Annotated in this window: 15 protein-coding genes and 1 pseudogene; 7 read left to right on the top strand and 9 right to left on the bottom strand. The window is 66.4% G+C overall.

From position 1 onward, the window contains the following. Positions 1–26 precede the first annotated feature (26 nt). Together OHB26_RS04245 and OHB26_RS04240 are read left to right on the top strand one after the other, a co-directional pair. Entirely contained in the window at positions 27–1,562 is a 1,536-nt protein-coding gene (locus tag OHB26_RS04245) for a bifunctional phosphatase PAP2/diacylglycerol kinase family protein (RefSeq protein WP_330182928.1), read from the top strand. A gap of 176 nt (positions 1,563–1,738) precedes the next feature. Further along, positions 1,739–4,003, top strand: a complete 2,265-nt coding sequence (locus OHB26_RS04240; protein WP_330182927.1) for a terpene synthase family protein — start codon at positions 1,739–1,741, stop codon at positions 4,001–4,003. 9 nt (positions 4,004–4,012) lie between these two features. Here the strand turns inward: OHB26_RS04240 and OHB26_RS04235 are convergent, their stop codons facing one another. The 3 genes from OHB26_RS04235 to OHB26_RS04225 form a co-directional block, all read right to left on the bottom strand. Then, positions 4,013–4,357, bottom strand: a complete 345-nt coding sequence (locus tag OHB26_RS04235; RefSeq protein WP_330182926.1) for a hypothetical protein — start codon at positions 4,355–4,357, stop codon at positions 4,013–4,015. An 84-nt stretch (positions 4,358–4,441) separates the two neighbouring features. Further along, entirely contained in the window at positions 4,442–5,443 is a 1,002-nt protein-coding gene (locus OHB26_RS04230) for an LppU/SCO3897 family protein (RefSeq protein ID WP_330182925.1), read from the bottom strand. 322 nt (positions 5,444–5,765) lie between these two features. Further along, positions 5,766–6,377: a dihydrofolate reductase family protein gene (locus OHB26_RS04225; protein ID WP_330182924.1), complete on the bottom strand. Its 612-nt coding sequence runs from the start codon at positions 6,375–6,377 to the stop codon at positions 5,766–5,768. Positions 6,378–6,470: 93 nt separating this feature from the next. Between OHB26_RS04225 and OHB26_RS04220 the strand changes: the two are divergent. Next, positions 6,471–7,340: pseudogene (locus tag OHB26_RS04220) on the top strand (bile acid:sodium symporter family protein); the annotation flags it as partial. Here OHB26_RS04220 and OHB26_RS04215 read toward each other — a convergent pair. Then, positions 7,303–8,298, bottom strand: a complete 996-nt coding sequence (locus tag OHB26_RS04215) for a polysaccharide deacetylase family protein (RefSeq protein ID WP_330182923.1) — start codon at positions 8,296–8,298, stop codon at positions 7,303–7,305. The pseudogene OHB26_RS04220 and the gene OHB26_RS04215 overlap by 38 nt on opposite strands. Before the next feature lie 112 nt (positions 8,299–8,410). On the opposite strand from OHB26_RS04215, the gene OHB26_RS04210 reads away from it, so the two are divergent. From OHB26_RS04210 to OHB26_RS04200, 3 genes are all read left to right on the top strand, one after another. Beyond that, positions 8,411–9,733: a putative glycoside hydrolase gene (locus OHB26_RS04210; RefSeq protein ID WP_330182922.1), complete on the top strand. Its 1,323-nt coding sequence runs from the start codon at positions 8,411–8,413 to the stop codon at positions 9,731–9,733. A gap of 103 nt (positions 9,734–9,836) precedes the next feature. Then, complete coding sequence (locus tag OHB26_RS04205) at positions 9,837–10,064, top strand: hypothetical protein (RefSeq protein WP_330182921.1); 228 nt, start codon at positions 9,837–9,839, stop codon at positions 10,062–10,064. A 193-nt stretch (positions 10,065–10,257) separates the two neighbouring features. Continuing rightward, the gene (locus OHB26_RS04200; RefSeq protein WP_330182920.1) at positions 10,258–10,566 is read left to right on the top strand and encodes a hypothetical protein; all 309 of its coding nucleotides are present in this window, start codon (positions 10,258–10,260) and stop codon (positions 10,564–10,566) included. Between the two features lie 11 nt (positions 10,567–10,577). On the opposite strand, the gene OHB26_RS04195 is transcribed toward OHB26_RS04200, so the two are convergent. Together OHB26_RS04195 and OHB26_RS04190 are read right to left on the bottom strand one after the other, a co-directional pair. Then, positions 10,578–11,219 (bottom strand): cysteine hydrolase family protein, encoded by a 642-nt coding sequence (locus OHB26_RS04195; protein WP_330182919.1) that lies wholly within the window; start codon positions 11,217–11,219, stop codon positions 10,578–10,580. Between the two features lie 6 nt (positions 11,220–11,225). Beyond that, complete coding sequence (locus tag OHB26_RS04190) at positions 11,226–11,552, bottom strand: hypothetical protein (protein WP_330182918.1); 327 nt, start codon at positions 11,550–11,552, stop codon at positions 11,226–11,228. A 109-nt stretch (positions 11,553–11,661) separates the two neighbouring features. Between OHB26_RS04190 and OHB26_RS04185 the strand changes: the two genes are divergently transcribed. Next, complete coding sequence (locus OHB26_RS04185; protein ID WP_330182917.1) at positions 11,662–12,015, top strand: winged helix-turn-helix transcriptional regulator; 354 nt, start codon at positions 11,662–11,664, stop codon at positions 12,013–12,015. 36 nt (positions 12,016–12,051) lie between these two features. Here the strand turns inward: OHB26_RS04185 and OHB26_RS04180 are convergent, their stop codons facing one another. The 3 genes from OHB26_RS04180 to OHB26_RS04170 form a co-directional block, all read right to left on the bottom strand. Further along, positions 12,052–12,987, bottom strand: coding sequence for a sigma-70 family RNA polymerase sigma factor (locus OHB26_RS04180; RefSeq protein ID WP_330182916.1), 936 nt, complete (start codon positions 12,985–12,987; stop codon positions 12,052–12,054). A gap of 10 nt (positions 12,988–12,997) precedes the next feature. After that, entirely contained in the window at positions 12,998–14,188 is a 1,191-nt protein-coding gene (locus OHB26_RS04175) for an NAD(P)/FAD-dependent oxidoreductase (protein ID WP_330182915.1), read from the bottom strand. 95 nt (positions 14,189–14,283) lie between these two features. Next, the gene (locus OHB26_RS04170) at positions 14,284–15,657 is read right to left on the bottom strand and encodes a cutinase family protein (protein ID WP_330182914.1); all 1,374 of its coding nucleotides are present in this window, start codon (positions 15,655–15,657) and stop codon (positions 14,284–14,286) included. Between the last annotated feature and the right edge of the window lie 99 nt (positions 15,658–15,756).

The following is a 15,756-nucleotide window of genomic DNA, read 5'->3' as shown; positions in this document are numbered from 1 at the left end:
ACCGTTCACCCGGTAGGTTCGATGGGGTGAGTGCGTGGTTCGGGCGAAAGTTCCATCGGGTAGGCAATTTCGACAAAGCGGTGAATGGCGCGGTGGCGCGGATTCCGGTGACGGGGGTCGATCGCGGCTTGCTGCACCTGACCCATACCGCCGATCGTGGAGTGTTGTGGGCGGGTATCGCGCTGCTGCTCGCCGCTCGTCAGGGCTCCACCCGCCGGGCGGCGCTGCGCGGGGTCATCTCCGTCGGTGGTGCCAGCCTCACGGTCAATGTGCTGCTCAAGACCGTGTTCGCCCGTCGCCGACCGGCCGCCGAGGCGTTGCCCTCGGAGCGGCGGGCCATCCGATTCCCCACTTCGTCGTCCTTCCCATCGGGGCACAGCGCCTCGGCCGCGGCGTTCGCGACCGCGGTCGCGCTGGAGAGCCCGCGCACCGCGTTGATCGTGGCCCCACTCGCCGCGACGGTCGCGTACTCGCGCGTGCACACCGGCGTGCACTGGCCCTCGGACGTATTCGTCGGTGCCGCGGTCGGTTCCGGTGTCGCGCTGGCCACGCAGCGCTGGTGGCCGGTGCGCGCCTCGGATGAGGCCGCGGCGCACCCGGTTCGCGAAGCGCCCACCATGGTGGATGGCAAAGGTCTTGTGGTGCTGGTGAATCCGGTCTCCGGTGCGGCCGACTACGACCCGTACGACGATGTGGTCGCGGCCCTGCCCGCCGCCATCGTGCATCGCACCGAGCCGGGACGGGACTGTGTCGAACATCTGCGGACCTTACTGACCGAGCTTTCCGGTGGTACCGAGGTGCTGGCGGTCGGTGCTGCGGGCGGTGACGGCACCATTGCCGCGGCCGCCACCGTGGCGCTCACCAATGGTCTTCCGCTGGTGGTCATTCCGACCGGCACCCTCAATCATTTCGCCCGCGATCTGGGTGTCTACGACCTGCGGGAGGTGGTGGACTCCACCGGTGCGGGTGAGGCCGTCGCGGTCGATATCGCGCGTGTGGAGCTGGAGACCGCCACCGGATCGCGTACCCATCACCTGATCAATACCGCGAGCCTGGGCGCGTACCCGGAGCTGGTTCGGCTGCGCGAGAAGTGGCAGGGCCGCTGGGGTAAATGGCCCGCCTTCGCGGCCGCGCTGATCACCATGCTGCGGCGCGCGGAGCCGATTCGCATTCGCTTCGAGGGCCGCTGGCACGATGTGTGGTTCGTCTTCATCGGTAATGGCCCGTATCACCCGCACGGCGCGGTCCCGGCCTTCCGCTCCCGGCTCGATGCCGGACTCCTGGATGTGCGCTGGCTGCGCGCCGATATCCGCTTCTCCCGCAGCCGGGCGGTGCTCGCGCTGTTGCTGGCCGCGATCGGCCGCAGCAAGGTCTACGGCGAGACCCAGGTGCCGGAGTTGACGGTGCATCTGAACGAGCCCGAGGCCGTCGCCGCCGACGGTGAGGTGCTGTCCGAGGCGATTCGCGTGCACTTCTCGATAGCGGGTCAGGTCACCGCCTACCGTCGTGACGAATCCAATCCGCGCTGGGTGAATCGACCCCGCCCGCACCACCGCGGCTAGATCCCGCGCACTCCACAATCGCTGATTCTCGTGAAAGTCGGCCGCGCTGGTCGTACCGTAGACGGGGGCAGAAATCCTGCCGCACAGGAACTTCCGCTGGTCGTCAGTCCAGTGCTCTTCGCTCCGCCCGCAATTGGAACAATAGCGTTTTGGTCGAGGATCCAGGGGGTTGTGCCATGCAGCCGTTCGAACTTCCCGATTTCTACATGCCCTATCCGGCGCGGCTCAATCCACATTTGGAGCGGGCTCGCGGCCATACCCGCGAATGGGCCGCGGACATGGGGTTCTTCGAACCACAGCAGGGTCATCACATCTGGGATGAGAGCGATCTGGAGCGCCATGACTACGGATTGCTCTGTGCCTATACGCATCCCGACTGTGACGGTGCCGAGCTCGATCTCATAACCGACTGGTACGTCTGGGTCTTCTACTTCGACGACCATTTCCTCGAGCTGTACAAGCGCACCCGGGATATGCGGGGCGCGCGCGAATACCTGGAGCGGCTGCGCGAATTCATGCCGCTCGAGGGTATCGATATGCCCGAACCGACCAATCCGGTGGAGCGCGGACTGGCCGATCTGTGGCCGCGCACCGTGCCCAGCATGTCGCTGGATTGGCGGCGGCGCTTCGCCACCACCACCCAGGCGCTGCTGGAGGAGTCGCGCTGGGAGTTGAACAATATCGCCGAGGGCCGCGTAGCCAATCCCATCGAGTACATCGAGATGCGGCGCAAGGTCGGTGGCGCGCCCTGGTCGGCCAATCTGGTCGAGCATGCCGTGCACGCCCAGGTGCCCGCGCAGCTCGCGCCCACCCGGCCGCTGCGAGTGCTCTGCGATACCTTCTCCGACGCCGTTCACCTGCGCAATGACATCTTCTCCTATGAGCGCGAGGTGCGGCAGGAGGGCGAGAACGCCAATGGCATTCTGGTCATGGAGCGTTTCCTCGAGGTGGATACGCAGACGGCCGCGGAGATCGTGAACGATCTGCTCACCTCGCGGGTGCAGCAGTTCGAGTACACCGCGCTCACCGAATTACCGCTGCTGTTCGCCGAATACGGGGTGAGCCCGGCCGAACAGGCCGATGTTTCGCTGTACGCCAAGGGATTACAGGATTGGCAGTCCGGCGGGCACGAATGGCATCTGCGCTCCAGCCGGTATATGAACAAGGGCAGTCGTAAGAGCGCGACTCATCCACTGCTGGCGGCCTTCGCGCCCGCGGGGCTGGGTATGTCAGCCCTGCGGATAACGCCGAGTAGCTTGGGGCTCAAGCGATTCGCGCGGTTCGCTCACCAACCGTATGAGGCGGTCGGCGCGACTCCGCTGCCGGAGATCTACATGCCGTTCGAATTGCGGCTCAATCCACTGCTGGACAGCGCGCGCGAGAATGTGGTCGCGTGGGCGCGCGAGATGGGCATGCTCGAACCGACGCCCGGTCTCCCGGCGAATATCTGGACCGAACAGGATCTGCGCGACTTCGACTTCGCGCTCTGCTCCGCGGGATTGGATCCCGACGCCACCGCCGCCGAACTGGATCTGGCGACCTCCTGGCTCACCTGGGGCACCTATGTGGACGACTACTACCCGGCCGTCTACTTCCCCACCCGGAATCTGATCGCCGCCAAGGTACAGGGCCGCCGGTTACAGGAGTTCATGCCGATCGACGGGCTCGCCACCGCGACCCCGGCCAATCCGCTCGAACTCGGTCTGCTCGATCTGTGGACCCGCACCACCGCCCCGATGGACTCCGAGCAGCGACACGAATTCCGCAGGGCCGTACAGAGTTTCCTCACCGCGTGTGAGTGGGAAGTGCTCAATCACACCCTGCACCGCATCCCCGATCCCATCGACTATGTGGAGATGCGCCGCGACACCTTCGGCTCCGATCTCACCAAGGCGCTGTCGCGCCTCTCACACGGCAATCTCGTTCCGCCGCAGATCTATCGGACCCAGACCCTCGCGAATCTGGAGAACACCGCCGCCGACTACGCCATCCTGCTCAACGACCTGTTCTCCTATCAGAAGGAGACCGAGTTCGAAGGCGACTTCCACAATGGCGTCAGTGTCATCCGCAATTTCCTCGACTGCGATCGCGATCGCGCCGTCACCCTGGTCAACGACCTCATGACGGCCCGCATGCAGCAGTTCGAGCATGTGGTCTCGGTCGAACTCCCCACTCTCTACGAGGAGTACGACCTCGACGAATCCGTTCGCCGCGTCCTGAACCAGCGCGCCGTCGAACTCCAGGACTGGATGGCCGCAATCCTGAACTGGCACATCAACTGTCGCCGCTACCGGGAGCCCCAACTGCTCCACCGCTTCCGCCCGCAACCGCCCGCCACCGAATCCCGCCCGACCCTGCCCTTCCTCCGGCCGACCGGCCTGGGCACCCTCGGACTGCGAATCGGCGCGGGCCGCAACGTATCCCAGGTCACCTCCGGCTGAGGCAGATGGTCAGCGCGGGCGCGACATCGGGCTCGATGTGGATGGCATCGCCGGATCGGACATATTGAGCCTGGTGGGAGCCAGACACAGCGCTGTCTCGGAGTCGCCGGTCGAGGCGATCGCCCGGGTGGCATCGGCGTACTTCAGGCAGGCCGAGTCGATCGGATTCCGCATCGCCTCCCGACCCACGATGCGGTACAGCGCACTGCTGTCCGCGCAGTCGTATGCGACGGGTACCTGGGACTGGATCGAGACGCAGGCGTCGACGGCGAAGCGCTCCGGCTCCCGATCGATCACCTGGAAGGCGACCACGACCGCCGTCACCGCGACCACGATCCCCAGCGCGAAGGACAACCACACCAAAGGTCTTCGCGCCCAACGCCGTTTCAGGGGGTACAGGCGTATCGGCCACATTCTCGGCCCGCTCGGTCATTTCGATCATCTTCTCGCGACGCAGATGGTTCCGCCATTGGAGATGCCGGGATCGATGGTGATGTAGGGATTGCCGGGTGGGCATTTGCCGTCATTGGGCTGGTGTACGTCGGTCACGCGGTATTTGGCGGCCGGGTCGGCGCAGTCCAGGTGTCGGGTGTGGGCCGAGTTGCCGGTGCCGTCGACGCCGATGCAGTCGCCGATCTTCGCGTACGCGGAATCGCTTTGATCGGCGGGGCCGAGGCACATGGCGAGCACCAGATCGGTTTTGTCATTGGTGGTTTGGGAGAAGGAGGTGGCGGCGATGAGATCCGGGCACTGCGGGCGGGCCAGCTGCTGGTACGCGGTGGTGACGGTGAGTACCCGCTTGTTGGCCTCGGGGGAGGTACAGGCCACGATCTTCATGACATTGCGGTCGACGCAGTCACCGACCACGGCGGTGCCGAGATAGCTGGGATCGGTGGCGGTCACGCACAGCACAATGGCTCTGCCGCCGAGCGAGGTCTGCGCGTACGCCTGTCGGGTCGCGGCCTCGTTCTTACAGGCTTTATCGGTGACCGGGACCGCCATGTGCATTTCGACGGCCAGTACCTTGGATCCGTAAGCCGGTGTGCCGCAGGCGATTCGGATTATGGTTTCACCCGCACCCTTCACATCGACGCAATCGCCGACCTGAACCGCGCCCGGATCGCTCATATTCAGCCGGGTCGGCGCGAGGCACAGCACCGTATCCCAGGTCTCGCCCGGAGATACCGGTTCGGGCTTGGCCTTGGTCACGTCGGAGTATTTGGTGCAGGCCGACTCGACCGGGTACTTGATCTCCTCGCGGCCCGCGATGCGGTACAGCGCCTCGGGATGCGCGCAGTCGAACTCGACCGGAACCTCGGTCTTGATCGATACGCAGGCATTGAAGGCGAAGCGCTGCACCGGATCCGGTCGCGTCAGGATATATCCGGCCACCGAGCCCGCAATGGCCACGATCAGCGTCACCGCGACCGCAATCCACACCAAAGGTCTTTTGGCCCAATGTCTTCCGGGTGAAATGGGCGGCGGTCCATCCGGGGGCCGGGGTCCCGGTGGGACGGCGCTCCACCCGGTCTGGGCCGCTGCCCACTGGGCATCCGTCGGCGGGGTGACTCCCCGATCCCGGCCCTGCGCATACCCCGGCATGATCGCCGGGGGAGTATCAACGGATTCGTCGACAGAATTGTCCGACCGGTCGTGCACGATCTATCCCCCACCAGCTGTAATGCGATATCCATGTCCCGCGTGGCGCGCGGGAAGATGATCTTAGCCTGGTTCGGAGACATTGCCGCCCAGTCGGTCTCGACTACGGGGCCGTGGGCTGATTCTTCAGCGCCTGCTCGTAACCGCCCTCGGGGGCGTGGTCATCGGAGGTGTACACCAGGTGCAGCACGCCGGTGGTGAAGGTCTTGGACGACAGCAGCTTCAGGGGGATGGGGGTGCTCTCGTCCCACAGGCGCAGGCCCTGGCGCAGGGCGATGGGGTGCACCAGCAGGTGGAGTTCGTCGAGCAGGCCCGCGGCCAGCAGTTGGCGGACGATGGAGGGGGAGCCGCTCATACCGATATCGGTCGCGCCGGGCTCGGCCTTGAGAGCCTTGACCGCTTCGATCAGGTCGCCCCGCAGCAGCTCGGAGTTGCGCCAGGGCAGGTCGAGATCCTGGTGTGAGACGACGATCTTGCGGGCGTCGCCCAGTGTCTTGGCCATTGCGGCATCCTCGCCGCCGGCGTTCTCGCGCTCCGGCCAGGCGGCGGCGAAGCCCTCGTAGGTGACGCGGCCGAGTAGCAGGGTATCGGCGGTCATGAGCTGGGAGCCGACGGCCTCACCCATCTCGTCGTTGAAGTAGGGGAAGTGCCAGTCCTGGGGATCGCCGATGACGCCGTCGAGTGAAATGAAAAGGCCCGCAGTGATTTTCCGCATTCCAGTGCTCCTAGCGTAGGTGGTGTTACCCGTATAGACGGGGCGTGTCGCCGGAATTAATCGCCACGGTTCGAGCGCGGGCTCTACGGCACCCGGCTCTCACCCGCGCAAGCGTGGGCGGGGCTCAAACATTGGCGACTGCACCTGACCGTGCTGTCGGTGACCTTCGTGATCTTCCCGCTGCTCGGGCTCGGTATCCGGCTGCTCGGGCACGATCTGCTCCCCGCCGATCTGCGCACCGGGATCCTGTTCCTGTGCCTGGTGCCGTCCACGGTGCAGAGCTCGATCGCCTTCACCTCCATCGCGCGCGGCAATGTGGCCGCGGCCATGGTGAGCGCCTCGGCCTCGAATGTGCTCGGGGTGGTGCTCACGCCGCTGCTGGTGGTGCTGCTCATGACCACCGGTGGAGGGGTGCGGATCGGTGCGGGCGCGATTATCGCGATCATGACCCAATTGCTGCTGCCGTTCCTGGTCGGGCAGCTGCTGCGCCCACTCATCGGTGCTTGGCTGGCTCGGCATCAGCCGGTGGTCAAGCATGTCGATCGCGGTTCGGTGCTGCTCGTGGTCTACACGGCCTTCAGCGCGGGCACGGTCGAAGGGATCTGGCGGGCGATGCCGCCGCTGCGCATTGCCGAGGTGGCGCTGTGCTGCGCCGTATTGCTGGCGGCGGTGCTGGTGATCACCGGTGGTCTGGGCAAACTCCTGAACTTCGCGCCGGTGGACCGGATCGTGATCACCTTCGCGGGCTCGAAGAAGAGTCTCGCCTCCGGACTGCCCATGGCGGCGGTGCTGTTCGGCGGTCAGCAGACCGCGCTGATCGTGCTGCCGCTCATGATCTTTCACCAGATCCAGTTGATCGTCTGCGCGTTCCTGGCGCCGCGTTTCGCTCGCCGTCCGCGCACCGAGGACGAAGCCGCGGCGGCGCTCAGTACGGAGCCGACCGCGGCGACCAGCGCGCGGTGAGCTCGGCGGAGAGGTTGCGCGGGAAGGAGATTCGGGCCGGATCGCCGTCGCAGGTGTAACGCTGATCGGGATGTTCGGCGAGCTGATCGAGCCAGTAGCCGGAGTCGAACGGAACCGGAGTGCGGCCCGAGCGGATGCGGGGGATCGCGGTGGGATCCAGCGCCCCGAACGGGGAGGGCGCCGGTTCCGCGCCGACCAGCAGCACCGCGTCGAAGGTGTACGGGGTGCCGTCCCAGTTGCCCGCGCTGGCCAAGGTGCGGTCGTTCGGTGAAATGCCCAGGGGCAGAGCCATTGTCCGCACCGGCTGATTCGGCACGGCGGCGGCGATGGCCCGCAGATTCTGTACGAACTCCCGCTGCACGCCGGTGCCGTCCAGTCGCCCCAGATTGGCGTGGGTGGCGGTGTGCGAGCCGATCTCGTAGCCGTGCGCGGTCAACCAGGGCAGGGCCCGCTGATCATTCGCGAAAGGCTCGTTGTTGACGAAGAATGTTGCGGTGGAGACGAATTCAGGATGCGCGGCGTGGAACTCCTCGAGAATCGCGAGAGCGGTATCCGGGGCCGGGGCGCCTTCGGTGGTGAAGGACACCTGGCTGGTGGTCGAATCATCGAAGGTCAGCACCACCGGATGAGTACCGGCGGGCAGATCGATGGCGCCGGAGGTGAAGCGGGACACCGTGATCGGCCGATAGTTCTCCCGCAGCAGCCGCTCCAACTCGGCGCGGAACTTCTCCGGGGTCTGATCGTAATCACCCGCCGGTGACCGGGAGAGCTGGTGATACATCAGGATCGGCACCATACCGAGTTCATTCGCGCCGACGGCGGCGGGATCGGGCGGCGGGACGGTCGTACTCGCGGGCGATGCGCCGGGCGCGGCGGTCTGCTGCTCTGGTGCGGCGCAGGCGGCGGCGAGTACAAGCAGTGCCGCGGTGATCACCCGCAGGCCCGCGATCTTGGCCATTGTCGAACTCTACTGTCCGCCAAGCCGTCTCGGGCGAGAGTCGGAAATCCCACGCGCGGCGTCCACGGACAGCGGATAGTTTGGGGTACCCAGAGTGAGAGTTGGTGTGTGCGTGCTGAAGCGGGTCCCGGCTGCCGGGCGACGACGACTGGCGGTAGTCGGCACGGTGGTGGTGATTGTCGTGGCCGGTGTGATCATCGGTCTCCTGCGAACCGATCCCGCGGCGGCGGTGATACCGCTCGCACTGGAGGTGAATCAGCCCGAGCCGGTCACCTCGCTGCACGCGCCGATCACCGTGCGCGGCACCGCGACCGGGGCCAAGAGTCTCACCGTCGCCGGACAGCCGGTGACACCCGCCGCCGATGGCAGCTTCCAGGTCACGCTGCCGCACTCGACCGCAGGTGCCGCGGTGGTGGCCACCGACGCCGACGGTAAGATCGTGACCCAGCCGATCACCACCCGCGCCGAGGTGCCGCGGATTCGCGCAGTCCATGTCACCGCGTACGCCTGGGCCTATGAGCCCATGCGCGAGGATGTGCTGAATATGGCGCGCGAGGGGCGGATCGACACCGTTGAACTCGATATCAAGGATGAGGACGGTGTCGTCGGCTACGACTCGCAGGTGCCCCTGGCCCGGGAGTCCGGGGCCTCGGCGGGCATCTACAACGCCGCCGATGCGTTGCAGACCCTGCACGACATGGGAATTCGAGTCGTCGGCCGGATCGTCGCCTTCCGCGATCGCACCATGGCCGAATGGGCCTGGCATGCGGGGCATCCCGACTGGGTGATCCAGAATCCGGGTGGCGGACCGTACGCGAGCCACTACGGCTCGATCGCCTTCACCAATTTCGCCAGCCCCGAGATGCGCCGCTACAACATCGATCTCGCGACCGAGGCGGCCGGATTGGGCTTCGACGAGATCATGTACGACTACATCCGGCGGCCGGACGGTCCGCTCTCCGGCATGGTGTTCCCCGGGCTGACCGATACGCCGACCAACTCCATCGCCGAATTCCTGCGCGAGAGCCGCGATCCCGTGCGCGCTGCGGGGGCCTTCCAGAGCGCGGCGGTTTTCGGAATCGCCGCCACCCGCCCCGACGAGATCGCCCAGGACATTCCGCTCATGGCCCGGCATCTCGACTACGTCGCGCCCATGCTCTACCCCTCGCATTGGAACGCGGGGGAATACGATGTGGCCAGCCCGAATTCGCAGCCCTACGACATCGTCTTCCGGTCACTACAGGACTTCCAGCGCCAGGTGGAGGGCACCGGGGCCAAGGTGATTCCGTGGTTGCAGGACTTCAGCCTCGGGGTGAACTACGGCGACGCCCAGGTGCGGGCGCAGGTGGATGCGGCCGCGGCGGTGGGTATTCCGAGTTTCTTCCTGTGGAATGCGGCGGTGCACTATCACTCGGGGGCGCTGGATCCGGCCTGAGGGCTCGACTCGCCCGGGCGGGTTATCGGGTTTTCCCATGTCGCGGGGGATAGTTGGACGGTAGCTTCACCGACCGGTCGGCATCGTCCTGCGAGGAGTGTGCATGAGCAGCCCCGAAAAGCGATCCCTACTGTCCCGCATCACCCCCACCCAGTGGGTAGCCCTGGCCCTCACTGTCCTGGCCATCCTCTTCGTGGTCGAGAACCGCACCAAGGTCTCCATCGAATTCCTGCTCATCACCATCCGCTCCCCGATGTGGCTGGTACTCCTGGTCATGTTCGTGGTGGGCTGGCTGGCCGGCCTGCTCACCGCCCGCCAGCGCCGCCACTGACGGGTCTGTCCGAGGCCCGGCGCGCCACCGCGGCAGCCCTCCCGCCCCGGGCCATGGAATCCCGCAACCTCCCAGCTGTTCTCGCGATTCCGACAAAAGTGAGCTTCAGGACGAAGGCTGTAATTGTCGGTCGCGGGTGCTGTACTTGGAGCCTGATTGTTATGGAATCGTTTTCGGGCTGCGAGGTAGCGCGATGGTTCGCATGGTCAACAGGTCGATTCCCGCACAGCCGCGGTGGCGCAGGGGCCGACCGCCGCTCGGGTACGTTCCGCCGCGCTCTGCCCCGTACTACACGGTGCCGATCCGGCCCTCGCAAACCCCCCGCGCCGATTATGTGACGCCCGGCGGGGAGATCTTGCTACTGCTGCTCGGACTGCTCTGCTTCGGTGCCGGAGTTGTGCTGGCGGTACACGGGGTGGTGGTCATCGCCATGGTGCTGATCGTGGTCGGTGGTTTTCCCGTGTACTTCGCGCGAGTAGTCCGAGCGCAGCGGCGACTATGACGAAGGAATCGTCAGCCGCGATTCATCAATTCGATCAGCGAGGCGGTATCGGTGGTACGCGAGCCGCCGGCGAAAGCCAAAGTGGCATAGGCACGTTCGGCGGCCTCCTGATGTCCGGCGCCGCAGGCGTCGGTGACCATGATCGGAAGGTAGCCGAGGTCGGTGGCGTGCCGCACGGTGGGTTCGATACCGATCTCCAGGGCGATGCCCGCGACGGCGAACGAGTCGATTCCCAAGTCCCGCAGCGCGATATCGAGTGGGGTGCCGGTGAAGGCGGACATGGAGATCTTGTCGAAGACGACCTCGTCCGGTCCGGGCTCCAGTTCGGGTACCAGTTGATAGGCCGGTGAGCCCTGCAGGAACGGCGCGTGCACCTGATGCGGATCGTCGACGTGCTGCCACTCCATGGCGGTGCGCAGTTGCGAAACACCCGCCGCCGCTACCGGAATCGACATGTGCCGGGTGTAGAACACCCGAAACCCCTTCTCCCGGGCGGCATCCCGGAGCTGTACACAGGCTTCGGTGATGCGTTCGCCATCCGGTATCTGCCGCACGATTCCGACCTGCATGTCATAGATCAGCAGTGCCATCCGTTTCGGATCGCACGCATCCTCGATGGTCTGCGGAATGGTCAGTCCGTACGCGTATCGCATATCGCCTCACTTGGTCCGGTCGTAGGGTTCGGCGACGTCGACGGTGTCGGCCATCAGCGCCTCCAGTGGTAGCGGTGCCGTCACCGGCACATACGTCCACTCCAGGAAACCCTTCTTGGTCAGTGGAAAGTCCTCGATGTATCGCTTGGCCTCATCGACGCTCTCCACCTCGAACACGATCACCACACCCGGCTCGTCGGCCCGCGCGTAGTTCTCCCGCACGATCCCGGCCTTCCACAGCCGCCACACATTGGCCACTTCCTCGGGTAGGAAGGGTGTGATGGTCTCCAGTGTGACACCCGGCTTGAATCGATCAAAAGTAATGACCTTCATGAACTTTCGACTCCGTATCAACGTTCCGACGTATCCGTGCGGAGTCCATGCAAACCCGATGATTACAGTCTTACAAGTACTCACTTTCCGGTAAGCACCCGAGGTGATCATGCCCCCCAAGCGCTACCACTGCCCCGTAGAGGTAACCGTCGACCTCATCGGCGGCAAATGGAAACCGGTAATCCTGGCCCACCTCAAAGAGGGCACCCACCGCTACGGCGAACTCCGCCGCCGCATGCCCACCACCAGTGAAAAGATGCTCATCCAACAACTCCGAGACCTGGAGTCCGCCGGCCTCATCCGCCGTACCATCACCCCCACCACCCCACCCCAGGTCGACTACGCCCTGACCGAAGAAGGCTGGACCCTGGTCCCCGTCCTCACCGCCCTTTACGAATGGGGCCAATCCCGCAGCACCAGAACCGGTCTCACCATCGAGCCCATCGCTCCGATCGTCAATTGATCAGGGCGGGTTCGAAAAACGTTTCAGCGCGGTCGATTACCAGGATTCGATCAGCGCGGCATCGTGCTCGTGCCGCTGCCATTGCGCGGTGAGCCGGGCGAGGCGGTGCGGGGCGGAGATGCCGCGTACGCCCGCGATCCTGTCGTCGCGGATCTCCAGGATCGCGACGCTCACGACCCGATCGTCGACGGTGGCGAGCATGGCCGGGCAGCCGTTGACCACCGCGGCGTGGATCATGGGCGAACCCCCGGCGAATCTGCGTTTGGCGGCGGTGGGTTTGAACGCGCGCAGGGCGGTGGCGAGCCGCTGCGGGGTCGAGTAGTGGATCAGCTTCTCGGCCAACCCGCCGAAGCCGTCGGAGGTACCGGTGGCATCGGCGGTCAGCAGTGTCACCAGTCGCTCGGTCCGGCCGGAGGCGGCGGCCTCGACGAATGCCTCGACGATTCGCCGCGCGGCGGCGGGATCGAGTTCGGTTCTGTTGCCGGCGGCGGCAATTCGATGCCGGGCGCGGTGCAGGTGCTGCTGACTCGCGGAGACCGTGAGGTCGAGAATCTCCGCGATCTCGGCGTGGCTGTACGAAAACGCCTCGTACAGCACGTAAACGGCGCGCTCGGTCGGTGAGAGCTTCTCCATCATGGTCAGCACCGCCATTGTCACCGACTCGCGCTGCTCGACGGTATCGGCCGGGCCGAGCATCGGATCGCCCCGCAGCAGCGGTTCGGGCATCCACGCCCCGACCGCGCGTTCATGCCGCATCTTCGCCGACCGCAGCCGATCGAGCGCGAGGTTGGTGACGATCTTGGTCAGCCAGGCCTCGGGCACCTCGACGTACTCCCGGTCGGCGGCCTGCCACCGCAGGAATGCGTCCTGCACCGTGTCCTCGGCATCGGCGGCGGAGCCGAGCAGACGGTAGGCGAGTGCGGCCAGCCGATTCCGGCTGGCCTCGAAACGCGCCGCGGTGGCAGTGTCCATGAGCGCCAATCTAAGTGGTGACCGTGTCGGCCGAGTGCGCGCGTGCGGTCGCCAGGCGGTACCGGTGACTCGGCATCCCGAAGGTCGGGTGGCTGATACTCCAGCCGCTACCGGCCACGATCGCCGCCTTGACGTGCGCCGCCGACCGCCCGCACAGTGCCCCGGACTTGGCGCGAGCATCCCCGTCGACCAGCTGGAAGATGCCGTCCTCGCGTCCGAGGCTGATGTGGTTGCCGAAGTAGGCCAGCGCGGTGCCCTTGATCTTGCGTCCGGTCCGGTCCCCGATGATCGCGGCCGCCGCCTGCATCCCGGTGAATCCCGCCGAGGCGCAGGACATCGGCAGCGGGTGACCGTTCTTGCCGATGACGAAGGCGCTGTCACCGGCGACATAGACCTCCGGATGCGAGACCGACCGCAGCCGCCGATCGACGGTGATCTGACCGTTGGCCCGCACCGCGAGCCCGCTCGACGCGGCGAGCGGGGTGACGGCGAAGCCCGCGGCCCATACGGTCGCGTCCGAGGCGAGGAAGGTGCCGTCGGTGGCGACCGCTCCGGTCGGCTCGACGCGTTCGATTTCGGTGCGCTCGTGGATCGAGATGCCCAGCCGGTCGAAGCTGCGCAGCAGATGACGACGAGCCTTCGGTCCCAGCCAGCCGCCGAGTTCGCCGCTGGTGGCGAGGTCGACGCGAAGCCCCGGACGGGCTTCGGCGATCTCGGTGACGGCTTCGATCGCGGTCAGATTTCCGCCGACCACCAGCACCGTCCCGTTCTCCTCCAGCTCGTCGAGGCGGGCGCGTAGCCGCAGCGCGGAAGGGCGTCCGGCGACGTGGAAGGTGTGCTCGGCGACCCCCGGAACACCGTGATCGGCGGCGGTGCTGCCGAGCGCGTACAGCAGGGTGTCGTATTCGAGCCGGTCGATGCCATCGCCATCGACGATGGTGACACCGCGGTGTTCGGCATCGACCGCGGTCACCCGCGCTACGCGCAGCCGAATGCCGGTACCCGCGAACACCTCTGCCAGCGGCCGGTGCGGAAGCTCGTGCCCGGCGGCCAGCTGATGCAGCCGCAACCGCTCGACGAAATCGGGTTCGGCATTGACCACGGTGATCTCGAAGTCGTCGGCATGCAGTTGGCGGGCCAGGTATCCGGCGGTGAAGGCTCCGGCGTATCCGGCACCGAGGACGACGATGCGATGCTTCATGATTCGCTCCTGTCTGGTTCGCGTGCACTCTGAACGAGACAGCTCGTGAATTCCTGACAGCCGCTGCCTGTGATGTGGAACACCGGCGGGATGCGCTATGAATCGGCTTGGGCGCCCAGGAAGTTCAGCAGGATCTGGGCGTCGTCGCCGTAGTCGAGGTGGGCGTTGGAGGCGTAGAAGTTGGCCATGGCCACGCCCTGACGACTGAGCTGGACCAGATCGTTGACCGAGTCGGGGCCACCGATATCGAGCAGGGTTTGGGCGGCCACTCGGAGATCGCCGCGGACGGCGGTGGCGAAGGGGCCGATGACCGAGCTCGCCAGATTCACGGCGGTGGGCGCCAGGGACGCCACATCGGACGCGGCGGCCAGCGGATCATTGCGGTTCAGGGATTCGACCGCGCGCCAGAGGGTTTCCTGTACCTGGCCGACATTCGCGGCTATGCCCAGGATGTCGATGCCGGTGAGGGCGTCGGCGACGACGCTCAGGGCGGAGGTGAAGCCGGAGGGGTCGACGGCGGTGGCGGCGCGGACGACCGATGCGATCAGGGAGAGATCGACACCGGCGGCGGCTTGGACCATCGGGGCGAGGGCGATATTCAGGTTGCTCGCGATCTCGTGCGCGGTGCGGACATCGCCGGTTTGGATGATGGTCGGGAGGCTGGTGAGGTCGTCGAGGATGGTGGGGAGGTTGGCCGCGGTCGCCGCCCAGCCCGCGCCCACCTTGACGACCTGCTCGATGAGCGTGCTCGGGTCGGTGGTGGTGGGGACCAGCGCGGCGATGGGCGCGGGATCACCGCTCAGCACCCGGCCGAGTGCGGCGAGGAAGGGGGATGCGTTCGCATTGAGTGAGCAGTACAGGTCACCGTCGGCGCAGAGGGTGCGCACGCGGTCGGTGAGTGCGCCGAAATCCTGGCTCCGGGTGCCGGCGATACCGTGGCCTGGCTGCGGATTGCCCAGGGAGAGTGTGGTGTTCGGGTCGCGGTGGGGATCGGCCAGCAAACCGACGCCGATAACGCGCTCGGGGCCGATCGGGCCTTCGCCATTGCCGATCTCGGTGGCGAAATCGCCGATGCCGTCCGCGCCTTGGCTGTATCCGGCGAGCAGGACCCGGGTCGAGGCGCAGAGACCGCCGACCATGGTGCGCAGTCGGGATTCGAGGGTGCTCAAGGACTCGGCGTAGCTCAGTCCCTGGTCGAAAGCGCTTGCGGCGTAGGGGGTGTAGCGCACGGTGATCTGGCTGCCGAACTGCCGCTGCAATCCGTCACCGACCGGCCTGAGCATGCCCACCGGGACGGCCGGATCCGCGTCGGGGCGCGTCTCCCAGGTTCCCGGCGCGAGAATCGCGGTGTAGGGGGTGCAGGGTGCGGTGCCGCGGATATCCGCGTGCGCGCCGCCGACCGCCACGGTCCCGACCATGACGGCCGCGGCGACCGAGATCGCCCCGCACGAGGTCGCCAGCCTGCTCATTGTCCAATCCCTCTGTCGCCGATGGAGTTTCGGGCGGGGGTTGCCGCCCGGCAGATAGTCCTGGCCAATTGTTGATCATCGGCCCTCGGCTTCGCAGGG

The organism is Nocardia sp. NBC_01503 (assembly GCF_036327755.1).
GTDB lineage: Bacteria > Actinomycetota > Actinomycetes > Mycobacteriales > Mycobacteriaceae > Nocardia.
The sequence above is the reverse complement of the archived record's forward strand: the minus strand, read 5'-3'. Positions and strand labels throughout refer to the sequence as shown.

Excerpts from the sequence above, each read along its gene's own strand:
- OHB26_RS04240 (WP_330182927.1), top strand. The coding sequence starts at position 1,739 with ATGCAGCCGTTCGAACTTCCCGATTTCTACATGCCCTATCCGGCGCGG.
- OHB26_RS04225 (WP_330182924.1), bottom strand. The coding sequence starts at position 6,377 with ATGCGGAAAATCACTGCGGGCCTTTTCATTTCACTCGACGGCGTCATC.
- OHB26_RS04215 (WP_330182923.1), bottom strand. The coding sequence starts at position 8,298 with ATGGCCAAGATCGCGGGCCTGCGGGTGATCACCGCGGCACTGCTTGTA.
- OHB26_RS04205 (WP_330182921.1), top strand. The coding sequence starts at position 9,837 with ATGAGCAGCCCCGAAAAGCGATCCCTACTGTCCCGCATCACCCCCACC.
- OHB26_RS04200 (WP_330182920.1), top strand. The coding sequence starts at position 10,258 with ATGGTTCGCATGGTCAACAGGTCGATTCCCGCACAGCCGCGGTGGCGC.
- OHB26_RS04195 (WP_330182919.1), bottom strand. The coding sequence starts at position 11,219 with ATGCGATACGCGTACGGACTGACCATTCCGCAGACCATCGAGGATGCG.
- OHB26_RS04190 (WP_330182918.1), bottom strand. The coding sequence starts at position 11,552 with ATGAAGGTCATTACTTTTGATCGATTCAAGCCGGGTGTCACACTGGAG.
- OHB26_RS04185 (WP_330182917.1), top strand. The coding sequence starts at position 11,662 with ATGCCCCCCAAGCGCTACCACTGCCCCGTAGAGGTAACCGTCGACCTC.
- OHB26_RS04180 (WP_330182916.1), bottom strand. The coding sequence starts at position 12,987 with ATGGACACTGCCACCGCGGCGCGTTTCGAGGCCAGCCGGAATCGGCTG.
- OHB26_RS04175 (WP_330182915.1), bottom strand. The coding sequence starts at position 14,188 with ATGAAGCATCGCATCGTCGTCCTCGGTGCCGGATACGCCGGAGCCTTC.
- OHB26_RS04170 (WP_330182914.1), bottom strand. The coding sequence starts at position 15,657 with ATGAGCAGGCTGGCGACCTCGTGCGGGGCGATCTCGGTCGCCGCGGCC.